Genomic DNA, 12,392 nt, shown 5'->3' with positions numbered 1-12,392 from the left:
TGTGGCAGTTGTTGCGACGATTTTTTTCGTATTACCGGCCTTATAAAGGTTTGTTTATGCTGGATTTTGGATGCGCGGTCATCGCGGGTCTCCTGGAGCTTGCTTTCCCGCTTGCGATTAGCAAATTTATCGACGATCTGCTCCCGGTGGGGAACTGGGGGATGATCGTGCTGGCTTCATTAGGGCTGTTATGCGTCTACGCGCTTAATACCGTCCTGAACTATATCGTCACCTATTGGGGGCATATGCTGGGCATCAATATCGAGACGGACATGCGGCGGAAAATGTTCGAGCACATCCAGAAGCTGTCGTTCCGGTTCTTCGACAATCACAAGACGGGTCATCTGGTAGGCAGGGTGACGAACGACCTGAACGAAATCGGGGAGCTCGCCCATCACGGGCCGGAAGACGTGTTCATTGCCGTCATGACGCTCGCGGGCTCTTTTACACTGATGGCTTACATTAATCTGGAGCTTGCCCTGCTGACGTTCATTATCGTACCGATTATGGCGTGGCTAATTATTTTGTTCGGGGGAAGAATGACCACCACTTACCGCCGGTTGTTCTCCAACGTCGGCAACTTTAACGCCCGGATCGAGGAGAACGTGGGCGGGATTCGCGTCGTGCAATCGTTCGCTAACGAAGAGCATGAGAAGGAGCTGTTCGCGGTCGACAACCGAAACTTCCGCGAGACGAAGCTGATGGCTTACAAGACAATGGCCCGGAGCATCTCCGTCAGCTACATGCTGATGCGGTTGATCACCATTTTTGTGATGGTGTGCGGAGCGTGGTTTTATATCAAGGGCAGAATCGAGCTGGGAGAATTCATGGCTTTCCTTCTGCTGTCGAATATCTTCTTCCGTCCGATTGAGAAGATCAACGCCGTGATCGAGAGTTATCCGAAAGGGATCGCAGGGTTTAAGCGATATGTGGAGATTATCGACACCGAACCGGATATCGCCGATGCGAAGGATGCCGTGGCCGTTGACTCGCTGCGGGGAGATATCCGCTTCGAGAACGTGACGTTCGGCTATGAGCCGGATCGGAGTATTCTGAACGGCATCCACCTGTCGATTCGCGCAGGAGAAACGGTTGCGTTCGTGGGCCCTTCCGGTGCCGGTAAAACGACGATTTGCAGCCTGCTTCCAAGGTTCTATGACGTGACCGGAGGCCGGATTACGATAGACGGTCTGGATATCCGGGACATGACGCTGCAATCATTGCGGAGAAATATCGGCATTGTTCAGCAGGATGTATTCCTCTTCTCGGGAACGATCCGGGAGAACATCGCATACGGAGATCTGAAAGCTACGGAGGAGCAAATCTGGGAGGCGGCCAGGCGGGCGTCGTTGGAAGAGATGATCCGCCAATTGCCGGATGGAATGGATACGGTCATCGGGGAGCGGGGCGTCAAGCTGTCCGGAGGACAGAAGCAGCGGCTGGCGATCGCCAGAATGTTCTTGAAGAATCCTCCGATCCTGATTCTGGATGAAGCGACGTCGGCGCTTGACACCGAGACCGAAGCGGCGATTCAGCAATCGCTGGCCGAGCTGTCCGTCGGAAGAACGACGCTGGTCATCGCGCACCGGCTGGCAACGATCAAGAACGCGGACCGGATCATCGTCATCGACGAGAGCGGCATCGCAGAGCAGGGCCGGCATTCCGAGCTTGTCGCTTCCGGCGGCATATACAGCAGACTTCATCAGGCTCAATATCTGCATGCGTGAATGAAGGGCTGTCCCCTAAGTCGGTTATAATTTTTCACGTGAAGGACCCCGTTCCTACTCATAGTGGGATTCAGGGTCCTTTTTGCTTCATTTTTGAGACGGCCCCTTCGTGCACCGACCTCGAAATATTTGCTATCTTCGCCTGGCGGCTGCTTCGAAGGGGGTATAAACTATCGCCTGGCAGCTCACCAAACGTGGGTATGGTTAACTACCTTGAAAATCCGTCTATTTACCGTCTGCAGGCATCGTTACAAGCGGAGCGGCACGTCTAACTGTATTTTGTACAGGTAGATTCAAGCGAATGGGCGAAAATGATCAAACTAACTGGATAAACTACAGTTAAAATGGGCAACTTTGGGCGAAACGGCTGTTTTGGCGCAAACTAGCTGTAGGTTTTCCAGTTAGTTTCCATATTTCTTCCGAATATAGAAATCTTACTGGATGAAATCCATTTAGTTTTCAAATTTCACACTATTGAAGCAATTCAACTCTATTCTACCTTGATAATCCATCCATTTTCATCATCTGATGGTGTCGCGGTCAGCGGCATGGGGGTCTAAATGGATTTTCTACAGTTATTTTGCCCCCTTAAGGCGAAAAGAGAAATACTAACTGGAAAAACTACAGGTATTTTGGGGAGAAAAGGCGATATCAGCCAAAAACCTCAAATCTAAGTGTAGTTTCTCCAGTTAATTCAGTCACTTTTGAAGCAAGCCCGGAATTTGCCTGTATAAAATACAGTTAGTCATCCATGTCACTAGTGTGTCGCCGTCAGGGGGATAACAATCAGGACAAGGTGAGTGGTTGGCCGTGCAATTTTCAGGACAGTTAGTCATCCATGTCACTGGTGTGTCGCCGTTTAGGCGGATAACAATCAGCTCCCGAAGCCCCCTTGGCGCATCCTGACCGTGCCCGATCCGGTCCTGACCGTCATTACGGGCTGCCGCATAACCGCAGTCACTACGGATATGCGGCCTTTGAAGACAATAAAGCTATATGCTCCCAGCAGTCCGTTACAATAATAGTAACAACTATGAAGGGGGCTGCAGCCATGCTGCTGGATACGAAGAACAAAAAAATCATATTCGCCGTCATCATGATTATTATATGGGGGACTGGAGGCGTCGTTTATGCAGCCAAGGGCAATCCATGGTTGTCTGTCGCAGCGTTTGCGGTTGTGCTAGGAATGGGGGTCAAGCTCTATAGCACAATGAAAAAATCGGAGAAGTAAGGCCGGGTGAATGCATATGATACTGGAAACCCATCGCCTGACCGGCTGGTATACGAAAAATAAGCCGGTTATCAACGAAGTACATCTACAGATTGAGGGAGGGAAGGTTTATGCCTTGCTCGGCGCCAACGGTGCGGGCAAAACGACCCTGCTCCACATCCTTACCTCCATACACGGCCAATACAGCGGGGAAATCCGTTATTGCGGCGAGAAGCTGACGTCCGGCAATGAGATGCGGCTGAAGCGTTATCGATGCTTTATCCCGGATCATCCCGATTTATTCGATGAGATGTCGCCGCTTGGTTTTATCGAATTTGTGCATCGGTTATATGGCACAACTCCGGATTCGGCCCGGCTGGCGGAGCTTTGCGGGACCTTCTCCTTCGACCAGTTTCTTCATCAGAAAATCGGTTCCTTGTCGCTGGGCAACAGACAGAAGACGGCATTGATCAATGCGCTGCTGCTGCGATGCCCGCTGCTCATTCTGGACGAGCCGTTGGTCGGTCTGGACGCGGTAGCCATCGAAAGCTTCTACCGGGAGCTGCGAACCTATGTGACGCAAGGGAATGCCGTCCTGCTGTCTACCCATCTGTTCCCGATCGTGGACCGGATATGCGATGAAGCCTTCATTCTTCATGGGGGAACCATTCAAGAATCGGTAACGGTTAGCAGGAATCACTCAGTGCAAGAAACCTTCTTCCGGGTGATTGGCCATGAGTAGCGCTCCATCTGTGTTCCAAGTCCTCCTGCTAGATGAGACCAAGGGTAAACGATGGATCAGGGAATTAACTGCCATTGCGGTCATAATGGGAATCATCCTGTTCATTATCCCTTCTTCCTACACAGCTCTCGGCGTTCAATCGCTCGGCCATCTGCTTAAGGGGACAATTGCCGCCGGCTTATATTTGTCCGTCCTGTCAGCCATCTCCAAGGCAAGGGATCCTAAATACACACTGCTGCTGTCTATGCCGATGGACAAAAGAAGGTTCGTATTCCTCTATGCTCTTGTGCTATGGGTAAAAAATTATGGACTCCGGATGATGCCCGTTGTCATGTCCGTGCTTGCCGTGAGCGTTAATGACGGAAAGCTGACGCTCCTGCAATTAGTTCTAACAGGGGCGGGATGTGCCGTATCCGGATTGGCCACTTCTTTATGCGGCACGGGCGCCGTCATCTTCGCTTATGAGCGAGGGCTCCTGCGGTTCCGGACAGGACGGTCGACGATGAAGTTCAACTGGATGAAGAGGGAGTTCGTCCGGTTCGCAAGCGATAAGGTGCTCTTCCTGAATCACCTCGGGTATTCGCTGTTTATGATCTTTTTTCTCTTTAACGCCATTGCCGTATCCCATGTGGATAGCCGTTTTGTCCTTTTCCTGCTGACTTTGCTCTCAACAGCCTCGACTCCCGGTGTGTTATTTTCCTACGAGAAGCCCTACCGTTCACTGCTGCTTTCGCTGCCGGTGTCGGGGAAGACCTTGTTTGTAAATAAATATTTATTCAGTATCGCGATTACATTGCCTCTATATCTGTCGGCCTACGCGATCGTGCATATATACCAACCCGCTATCGGGACGCCGGGGCTGCTCGTACTCATGCTGTGCTCGCTTGGATTGACCGTCTTTATCAAGCTGTATTACGATTTTAAGCGGCCGAACTTCGAATGGAGTCATACCCGCCAAATGTTCGAGCACAAGCGGAAGTATAAGCTGTGGGCCATGTCCATAGCCGTATCCGCGCCGTGGATGTTATACTCATATGTGGCTATACTGGGAATAATCGCTGCGCAATGGGTAGTGACTTGGTGCTTCCTGTACGCCATAAGAAGGGGAGGCGCCGCAGTCAACCGATTTTAAAAATGCGGAAGCCGGTGGTGTAACATGGAGCTAAGCACAGCGTGGATAATCATATTATTTTTCCTGCTCTTATATATGCGGACGAAAGACGCGGTGGCCTCCTTATTATTTGGTCTACTGAACTATGTGAATTTTCTGTTTGCCCTGCAGATCAGCCACATCGTATGGGCGGAAATTCTGAACATCCGGAACCCGGCGGCCGAGCAGGTATTTTTGTTCGTTTTCATCGGGATTGTCGCATACCTGATCGGAAACTTGTTTTCGGGTAGAACGAAAAGGGACGGCCCTGAAGCGAAGCAGGTATTTTCTTTGCGGCAGCGCATTTTCATCTCGTTCGGCAATATGTGCATGATTATGGGGGGGATCTATCTTTCCCTCCTTTTCTACAGGGGGACATCCGGTATGCAGGACAAAATCCTGCACACCCTGCTGCTCGCGGTATATATCGCGGTGATTGTAGTCAGCCACCGGTTATATACATACACCTTCAGGAAGGAGATGGAGAAGCGGCAGTTGGAGCAGGAGCTGGGGCAGTTGGAGAAATACGCGGCTTCCCTGGAACACGTTCTGCAGGATATGAGGACATTCAAGCATGACTATGCCAACATTTTGTCCACTCTTCAAGGGTTCATGGAGGAAGAAAAATTTCCCGAACTGAAGCGTTACTTCTACGATGAAGTTTGTGCATATTCCGAGAAGCTGCTTCAGATGAATACGAGACTGTCCTTGCTTGGACATATCCAGCTTGCACCGCTCAAAGGGATTGTCTCCTCGAAAATGCTGAGGGCTATGGCGAAGCAAATCGACGTCTTTATCGATATTACGGAGGATGTTCATGAAGTGGAGATGACCCCGCTCGACCTGTGCCGAATAATGGGAATCCTCCTGGACAATGCGATCGAGGCTGCGCTGGAGACGCCGGAACCGAAGGTGGAGCTTGGCATCGTCTCGAAGAAGGGGGCTACCCTCTTCATTGTTAAAAATAGCTGCTCCGAACAGACGCCGCCGATATATAAAATGTTCGAGTATGGATTTTCCACCAAAGGAGACAACCGGGGAATCGGCTTGTCCTCGGTAAGGGAGCTGCTCGACCGCAAATATCCCGATGCGATGCTGAACACGGAGCTGGACACTGCCGCAAGGACATTTATGCAGCAGCTTGTGGTCAAGAATGTTCATTCGGGAAATAGGAATTCGGAGGAGAAGGGGATTATCTGATGCTTAATGTCTACATTTGCGAGGATAATAAACAGCAGCGGGAACAGCTCGAACGAATCGTAACGCATTCGATCATCAGACAGAGGCTGGATATGAAGGTGGCGTTGTCCTCCGGCGACTATCTCGATATTTTGGAGCAGCCCCGGTGTGACGGCCTTCCGTCCCTTTTTTTGCTGGATATCGATCTCAAAGCGGACATCAACGGAATCCAGCTTGGCGGGATACTGCGGGACAGGTACCCGGATTGCTTCATTGTGTTCGTAACCACTCATTCGGAGCTGAGCTATCTGACCTTCCAGTACAAGGTTGAAGCCTTCGACTTTATTATCAAGGACAATCCGGAGCAATTTCATATGCGGGTGGAGGAGTGTCTTCGTAAGGCTTATGAACGCCATTTGAAGAAGGGCGGAGATTCCTGCAGAATGACCATCGAGACCGATGAAGCCATTATCAATGTCAAATATGAGGATGTGCTTTTCTTCGAAACTTCGTCCTCACCGCATAAAATCAAGCTGCATGAGCGAAACCGGCAGATCGAGTTCTATGGGACTTTGAAGGAACTCGAGAAGCAGCTCGATGATCGCTTCTATCGCTGCCATAAGGCATATATCGTCAATGTGGACAATATACGGGAGATTGACAAGCTTAAGCGGGTGGTGCATATGATCAACGGAGAGACATGCTATGTCTCCTTCCGGTATTACAGCGGTCTCGTCAAAGCTATGCAGAGCGGAACAGCAGAGGGGAGCTTGGAAGATGATAGCCTTCAAAAACATAGAGCAAGAACATACTGAGGCATTTTGGAAAATAAGACTGGAAGCCTTGAAAATGCATCCCGAAGCATTCGGTAGTTCTTATGAAGACTCGGTGCATACCCCATTGGCCGAAGTGAAGAAAAAAATAAAGAATGATAAGGATAACTATATCCTGGGAGCTTTTACGGAAGATGAACAACTGGCAGGCATGGCGGGATTCAGAAGGGAACAAGGAATTAAACTTAACCATAAAGGAATGATTTGGGGAGTTTATGTCTCGCCCGAGTACCGTGGACAAGGGGTTGCTAAAGCCCTTATTCAGGAAATATTGGATAGAGGAAGAGAAATAGAAGGGTTGCAGCAAATCAATTTAAGTGTTGTAACGGCAAACCGGCCGGCTGCTGAACTTTACAAGAAAGTTGGATTTGTAACTTACGGTGTGGAGAAAAATGCATTAATCTATAATCATCAAGGGTATGACGAGGAGTTGATGACGTATTTTTTTAAAAGGTAAACAAATAGTGGATATATCGCTTGAATGAGGCAGGAGGATTTTGTATATTTTATTTAGTTAGACTAACTAATATTATTCAGACAAGTAAGCGAAAGGATGGGAACAGTTTGCAAAGGAAAGAACAATGGCCTGCAAGTTATTTTTTGAAACGGATTACTCAGTCTTTGATGAATATGCTGCAAAAGCAATTGGATCGGCACGGTATTACGAATGCCCAGGTGTTTGTGATGCTCTGCCTTTCCAGCGAAGACGGTCTGTCGCAAAACGAGCTGTTGAAGCATCTCCAGATTAAGGCGCCCTCGTTAACTACTTTACTTGACCAGCTTGAGAAAAAAGCTCTTATAGAGCGCCGGCCGGATTCGCAGGATGGACGGACAAAGCGTATTTACCTTAGTCCATCAGGAACTCAATTTCTCGAAGAGGAAATGCGGCCCATCTTTAACGAATTGGAAGAAAAGCTGCTTTCGGGTTTATCGCAGGAAGAACGGGCTCTGCTGTTTCCCTTGCTTATTCGCCTGTATCAAAATACTTACGAATACGAGATAGATAGTAACTAGAGGGGAGGAATAAAGCGAAGCAATTCTTAATGAACTTATTCGGCCAGCCCAATGGTTTGTTAGGAAGCATCGGTGGAAAGATTTTGGCATCAGCCAATAAAGAAATCAACCAATGGACTGTATCCTTATTGGGAGTACAGCCTGATGATAGAGTACTGGAAGTTGGATTTGGTCCTGGGGTAGCGGTGGAGATGACAAGTAAGATCATTAAGGATGAAGTGTTGGTGGGAGTCGACATTTCGGAGGTCATGCTAAGCCAAGCCCAAAGAAGAAATGCAGCTGCCATACAGGAAGGACGGGTGAAGCTCATACTTACGGCCGTGGAGAATCTCCCCGTATTTGACCACCCATTTGATAAAATCTATACCATTAATTCAATTATATTCTGGGAACAACCCGTCGAACGGTTAAAAGAGTTACGGAGTTGGTTGAAGCCGAACGGAAGAATAGCCATTACACTCCAACCCCGATCCAAAGGGGCTACAGATGAAATGGCACACATGGAAGGTGAAAAATTAGTGCAGTATCTCCAAGAGGCGGGGTTCAACCCAATTCGTCTAGAAACTAAAAACATGAAGCCTGTTTCTGCTGTATGCGCTATCGGTATTAACGCCTGAAGGGGGGCAAGCAGCTTAACAAGGACGAGGCAAGGAAATTCCATATCAAATTAGGACTAAAGAGGTGTTTTGACAGATTTAGGATGATCACAATTGATAATTAGGACACCCATTCTTTATACTTGTTCTAAGCCATTAGGCCCTTATGCTACGAGTATCTATCAACGGGTAATATGGATCTGTTTAAACAAAAGTAAATCATAGGAGGCGCAGTAAATGAGTGAAGAGATAACTTCTAGCGGCTGGGATGCCATCGATCGGAAGATGTCGAGAATTTACGGGGATCAGGAGCCGAAGCATTACGGAACGATCATTTCTTATGCGTTGGGTGGACCGGACCCGTTGGATGGCATAAGCGCCTACAAGGCGGAAACGCCAGAGCCGCATTGGCATTTTGTCACCTATGGTTTCTCGGAATTGAAGATAAGGAATCCGACAATGCGGAGGAGAGTGGTTTCGGGTTTGAATTGACCTTCCGGCTGGCCCGCAAGGAAGAAGAGGAAGAACCGCCGGCGTGGGCATTGAATTTGCTGCAAAACATGGGGAGATACGTTTTTAACAGCGGCAATGTGTTCAGAGCGGGTGATCATTTGGATGCGAACGGTCCCATTTGCCTGGGGGCCGATACTCTATTGACCGCACTGGCTTTCGTCGAAGATCCGGAGCTTCCCGCCATCGATACTCCGAATGGGCGGGTTGAATTTTTGCAGATGGTCGGAATGACGGGGGATGAACTGGAAGCGACGCAGGCATGGAATACGCTGGGAGTGCTCTCCACCGGTTTACCGTATATGCCGTATTACATAACGGACCTGGAACGGGACTCGCTTCTTCGCATTCCTGCCGTATCCGAAGCCGTCCATAGAGGGATGGAACAAGACGGCTCCAGCACCGGTTTTTTATTTGTAAGTCAGTTAGGCTGGGAACAGGGCAAGAATGGCTGGTTAAATAAGACCCCATCCATACTCCAGCTCGGGGCTAAGCAAGCTGAAGTCATCGCGAAGCTGCTTCGTGGCCGTATTCTCAAAGGCAATAGGCTGCTCCTCGTTGGGCCGGATTTGCGGGTGACTTTGGAGCCGGGGGAGAAGCCGGGATGGTCCTCGGGCGAGGGCGAAGTCCGGATAGTGCTGGATGAGCGGGCGGCCGCCGAGCTCAGCGAGAGGCTGATTCCGAAGGAAAGTAAATTTGAAGTCCCTTCTTTGCAAGGGGTCGCCTTTCAAATTGTAAAAACGAATATTACCGATACCGAAGGAAACGTTGTAATGGTCATCGGTTGAGAGAAAGGATTTAACGTTATGCCCACTTATTCTTTTCATCCTATGACTGAAGAGTATGCTTCCATGATTTGCAGTTGGAAGTATGATCATCCCTATTCTATTTATAGTATGGATGGCAGTGAGGAATGTATTTCGGAACTCATGAACGAAGAGTACTTTTATGCGTTGGATGACCGGGGAGAGTTAACAGGATATCTCTGCTGCGGGAATGCTGCCCGTGTTCCAGGGGGATATGCCATCAACCTCTATAACAACAACAAGTATCTGGACATTGGTTTAGGCCTCAAGCCTGATTTTACGGGCAAGGGTAATGGGCTTGAATTTTTGACTCAGGGTATCGGCTTTCTTAAGAAAAGCTATAAAGTTCAACATTTTCAACTGGTTGTTGCAGCCTTCAATGAAAGGGCAATGAAAGTATATGAGCGTGCCGGATTTATTAAAGGGCCTTGCTTCATGAGCAAGGTAGGCGATCAAGAGATAGAATTCGTAGCGATGAACTATTCCACGGCCGAAGGTACGTCTACGGAATAGTCTGCAGCTGGATTGCAAGGAGGCCGGATTTAAACAAAGGGGTGCGATGATGGATAACAAAACGAAAATTTATTTAGTCAGACACGGACAGACCGAATGGAATGTCAAGCATAAGTTCCAAGGCCACCAGGATTCTCCGCTGACAGATATGGGCATTAAGCAAGCCCAGTGGTTAGAGGAAGCTATTCGGAATGAGCAGATAGATATGATTTATTCAAGCTCAAGCTTGAGAGCCCGTCGAACGGCAGAGATCATAAGAGGCACGCGGGAAATCGATATCATCGAAAGTGATGATTTAAGAGAAATCAATCTGGGAATTTGGGAAGGCAGAACCCAGGATGAGGTTAAGGAGCTCTATCTGGAGGCCTTCAATGATTTTTGGGATAACCCGGAGAAATTTAAAGTAGAGAACAGCGAAACCTTCCGGCAGGTTTCCGACCGGGCAATAAACATGATGCGCCAAACGGTCAACGACAACCAAGGCAAGTCTATACTAATTGTGACTCATACGGTCGTGGTCAAATTAATCATGGCCTATTTTGAAGGACGGCCGATGAAAGAGCTTTGGAATCCGCCGTATATTCATCCGGCCTGTTTATGCAAGGTTGAGATAGATGGGGACCAATCGAAAATCATTTTGCATGGAGATATTAGCCATTATAAGGAAGAGCCTTCTCTAGGATAAGCAAAAAGAAGGGAAATTCGCACCGCGCGCCAGGTGATCCAAAAATCTATTTACAAGACGAAATCAAGGAATTGATCGAACAATTCGGATGGCCGCAGGAATGGAACAGAGACGGAAATAAAGGACCTGAACGATATATAGAAGTCCAAATATGGGATGATAAAGTAGTTGGAAAATTTTTGTAAATAAGGTAGAGTGGGGGGAGAAGGCTGTCGTATAATAGATTGTGTTGAGCCCCTCGATTTTACCGCTTATTTTGAAAAAGAGGGTTAGTCAGACCATCCTGTCTCCACCGCATCATGCCCGGGACATACAGTTCTGAAGGGGCGTACATTTAAACATGTAACCGGTGTCAAAAATGCAAACGATTTCATTGGAGGAGGAAATGATTATGGCCACGAGACAGAGATTGGAGAAATTTAAATGTGAGATCACGACCAGAGAATACAAGCTGATCGGACAAAGCATCACAGCCAATTTTCCTAGCGGTTTTCCGGACGCGGCAGTGAAGATCCAAAGAGAATTTGCAGGGAGAAGACATGAAGTAGCGAATGTCGTAGATCCTGAAGTCATGATTTCGCCTTATATGTGCAATGAAATTTTCGCTACCTACTTTGCTTGTTTGGAAGTTAGGGAAATGACCCATATCCCCGAGGGGATGATCGGCTTTCAGCTTCCTCTTATGAACTACGCCAAGATTAATTGTACCAATAAAACTATTGGAGAGGCCTATACGAAAATTTTTGAATGGATGGGGGCTAACGGATATAAACAGAAGTTTCTGGATAATTCATGCCCCATCGAAATCTATTATTTCGAGGATAATGTAGAGGAAGAAGATGTGGAAATTCTAATTCCGATTAAAGATTAAAGTTCAATCTTTGCAATTGCAATGTCATAATAGTCTGCTATTTAAACGAAACGTTTCGGCAGCTTAATTTGAGGAGAATGTGAAAATGAAAGTCAAGAGAATTATTGCCAACATTGAGACACAGGATATTGCCAAAGCTAAGTGCTTTTATGGAGAAATACTTGGACTTGATCAATTGATGGATATGGGATTTATTGCGACCTACGGTTCACATGAAAAAATGGACACTCAAATCAGTTTTCTCTCGGAGGGAGGTTCTGGGACGCCTGTGCCTGATTTGTCCATTGAAGTTGATGACCTGGACGATGTTTTAACTCGTATACAAAAGGCAGGGATTCCTATTGAGTATGGACCAGTTGATGAACCGTGGGAGGTACGGCGTTTTTTTGTAAGAGATCCTTTCGGGAAGCTTGTCAATATTCTTGTTCATCTTTAGATGAATGAGTAATAGATGCGTTAAAAGTTTTCACCAACCGGGCTCATTATCCGCAGCCCCCTGACTTAGGATTTTATCCGAAGAATGGATAAGGCATTTTTGCGTTGGCGAACAAATTAG

The 12,392-nt window shown here is 47.9% G+C and carries 13 protein-coding genes and 1 pseudogene; all 14 read left to right on the top strand.

Annotated features, from left to right (window positions below):
• Positions 1-8: 8 nt before the first annotated feature.
• The 14 genes and pseudogenes from FS806_RS09540 (at position 9) to FS806_RS09475 (ending at position 12,272) form a co-directional block, all read left to right on the top strand.
• Positions 9-1,727: an ABC transporter ATP-binding protein gene (locus FS806_RS09540; protein WP_144935171.1), complete on the top strand. Its 1,719-nt coding sequence runs from the start codon at positions 9-11 to the stop codon at positions 1,725-1,727.
• A gap of 892 nt (positions 1,728-2,619) precedes the next feature.
• Positions 2,620-2,958, top strand: coding sequence for a hypothetical protein (locus tag FS806_RS26130; protein WP_222126629.1), 339 nt, complete (start codon positions 2,620-2,622; stop codon positions 2,956-2,958).
• Between the two features lie 10 nt (positions 2,959-2,968).
• On the top strand, positions 2,969-3,679 hold the full coding sequence (locus tag FS806_RS09530; protein ID WP_144935056.1) for an ATP-binding cassette domain-containing protein: 711 nt from the start codon (positions 2,969-2,971) through the stop codon (positions 3,677-3,679).
• Entirely contained in the window at positions 3,672-4,811 is a 1,140-nt protein-coding gene (locus FS806_RS09525) for a hypothetical protein (RefSeq protein ID WP_144935053.1), read from the top strand. The genes FS806_RS09530 and FS806_RS09525 overlap by 8 nt, the downstream gene beginning before the upstream one ends.
• 24 nt (positions 4,812-4,835) lie before the next feature.
• Positions 4,836-6,029: a sensor histidine kinase gene (locus FS806_RS09520; protein ID WP_144935050.1), complete on the top strand. Its 1,194-nt coding sequence runs from the start codon at positions 4,836-4,838 to the stop codon at positions 6,027-6,029.
• The gene (locus FS806_RS09515) at positions 6,029-6,823 is read left to right on the top strand and encodes a LytR/AlgR family response regulator transcription factor (RefSeq protein WP_144935047.1); all 795 of its coding nucleotides are present in this window, start codon (positions 6,029-6,031) and stop codon (positions 6,821-6,823) included. The genes FS806_RS09520 and FS806_RS09515 overlap by 1 nt, the downstream gene beginning before the upstream one ends.
• Positions 6,786-7,298 (top strand): GNAT family N-acetyltransferase, encoded by a 513-nt coding sequence (locus FS806_RS09510; protein ID WP_144935044.1) that lies wholly within the window; start codon positions 6,786-6,788, stop codon positions 7,296-7,298. Before FS806_RS09515 ends, FS806_RS09510 begins: the two co-directional genes overlap by 38 nt.
• 167 nt (positions 7,299-7,465) lie before the next feature.
• Positions 7,466-7,855, top strand: coding sequence for a MarR family winged helix-turn-helix transcriptional regulator (locus tag FS806_RS09505; RefSeq protein WP_222126628.1), 390 nt, complete (start codon positions 7,466-7,468; stop codon positions 7,853-7,855).
• Between the two features lie 29 nt (positions 7,856-7,884).
• Positions 7,885-8,472: a class I SAM-dependent methyltransferase gene (locus FS806_RS09500; RefSeq protein ID WP_144935039.1), complete on the top strand. Its 588-nt coding sequence runs from the start codon at positions 7,885-7,887 to the stop codon at positions 8,470-8,472.
• A 216-nt stretch (positions 8,473-8,688) separates the two neighbouring features.
• Positions 8,689-9,749, top strand: a pseudogene (locus FS806_RS09495) (suppressor of fused domain protein).
• 42 nt (positions 9,750-9,791) lie between these two features.
• Positions 9,792-10,280, top strand: coding sequence for a GNAT family N-acetyltransferase (locus tag FS806_RS09490; protein ID WP_260982040.1), 489 nt, complete (start codon positions 9,792-9,794; stop codon positions 10,278-10,280).
• A gap of 46 nt (positions 10,281-10,326) precedes the next feature.
• The gene (locus tag FS806_RS09485; protein WP_313960575.1) at positions 10,327-10,965 is read left to right on the top strand and encodes a histidine phosphatase family protein; all 639 of its coding nucleotides are present in this window, start codon (positions 10,327-10,329) and stop codon (positions 10,963-10,965) included.
• Between the two features lie 391 nt (positions 10,966-11,356).
• The gene (locus FS806_RS09480) at positions 11,357-11,836 is read left to right on the top strand and encodes a GyrI-like domain-containing protein (RefSeq protein WP_144935031.1); all 480 of its coding nucleotides are present in this window, start codon (positions 11,357-11,359) and stop codon (positions 11,834-11,836) included.
• An 85-nt stretch (positions 11,837-11,921) separates the two neighbouring features.
• The gene (locus tag FS806_RS09475) at positions 11,922-12,272 is read left to right on the top strand and encodes a VOC family protein (protein ID WP_144935028.1); all 351 of its coding nucleotides are present in this window, start codon (positions 11,922-11,924) and stop codon (positions 12,270-12,272) included.
• Positions 12,273-12,392 lie beyond the last annotated feature (120 nt).

The sequence above is a fragment of the Paenibacillus sp. 32O-W genome, assembly GCF_007679495.1.
Lineage (GTDB): Bacteria > Bacillota > Bacilli > Paenibacillales > NBRC-103111 > Paenibacillus_L > Paenibacillus_L residui.
The sequence above is the reverse complement of the archived record's forward strand: the minus strand, read 5'-3'. Positions and strand labels throughout refer to the sequence as shown.

Excerpts from the sequence above, each read along its gene's own strand:
- FS806_RS09530 (WP_144935056.1), top strand. The coding sequence starts at position 2,969 with ATGCATATGATACTGGAAACCCATCGCCTGACCGGCTGGTATACGAAA.
- FS806_RS09525 (WP_144935053.1), top strand. The coding sequence starts at position 3,672 with ATGAGTAGCGCTCCATCTGTGTTCCAAGTCCTCCTGCTAGATGAGACC.
- FS806_RS09520 (WP_144935050.1), top strand. The coding sequence starts at position 4,836 with ATGGAGCTAAGCACAGCGTGGATAATCATATTATTTTTCCTGCTCTTA.
- FS806_RS09515 (WP_144935047.1), top strand. The coding sequence starts at position 6,029 with ATGCTTAATGTCTACATTTGCGAGGATAATAAACAGCAGCGGGAACAG.
- FS806_RS09510 (WP_144935044.1), top strand. The coding sequence starts at position 6,786 with ATGATAGCCTTCAAAAACATAGAGCAAGAACATACTGAGGCATTTTGG.
- FS806_RS09505 (WP_222126628.1), top strand. The coding sequence starts at position 7,466 with ATGAATATGCTGCAAAAGCAATTGGATCGGCACGGTATTACGAATGCC.
- FS806_RS09500 (WP_144935039.1), top strand. The coding sequence starts at position 7,885 with ATGAACTTATTCGGCCAGCCCAATGGTTTGTTAGGAAGCATCGGTGGA.
- FS806_RS09490 (WP_260982040.1), top strand. The coding sequence starts at position 9,792 with ATGACTGAAGAGTATGCTTCCATGATTTGCAGTTGGAAGTATGATCAT.
- FS806_RS09485 (WP_313960575.1), top strand. The coding sequence starts at position 10,327 with ATGATGGATAACAAAACGAAAATTTATTTAGTCAGACACGGACAGACC.
- FS806_RS09480 (WP_144935031.1), top strand. The coding sequence starts at position 11,357 with ATGGCCACGAGACAGAGATTGGAGAAATTTAAATGTGAGATCACGACC.
- FS806_RS09475 (WP_144935028.1), top strand. The coding sequence starts at position 11,922 with ATGAAAGTCAAGAGAATTATTGCCAACATTGAGACACAGGATATTGCC.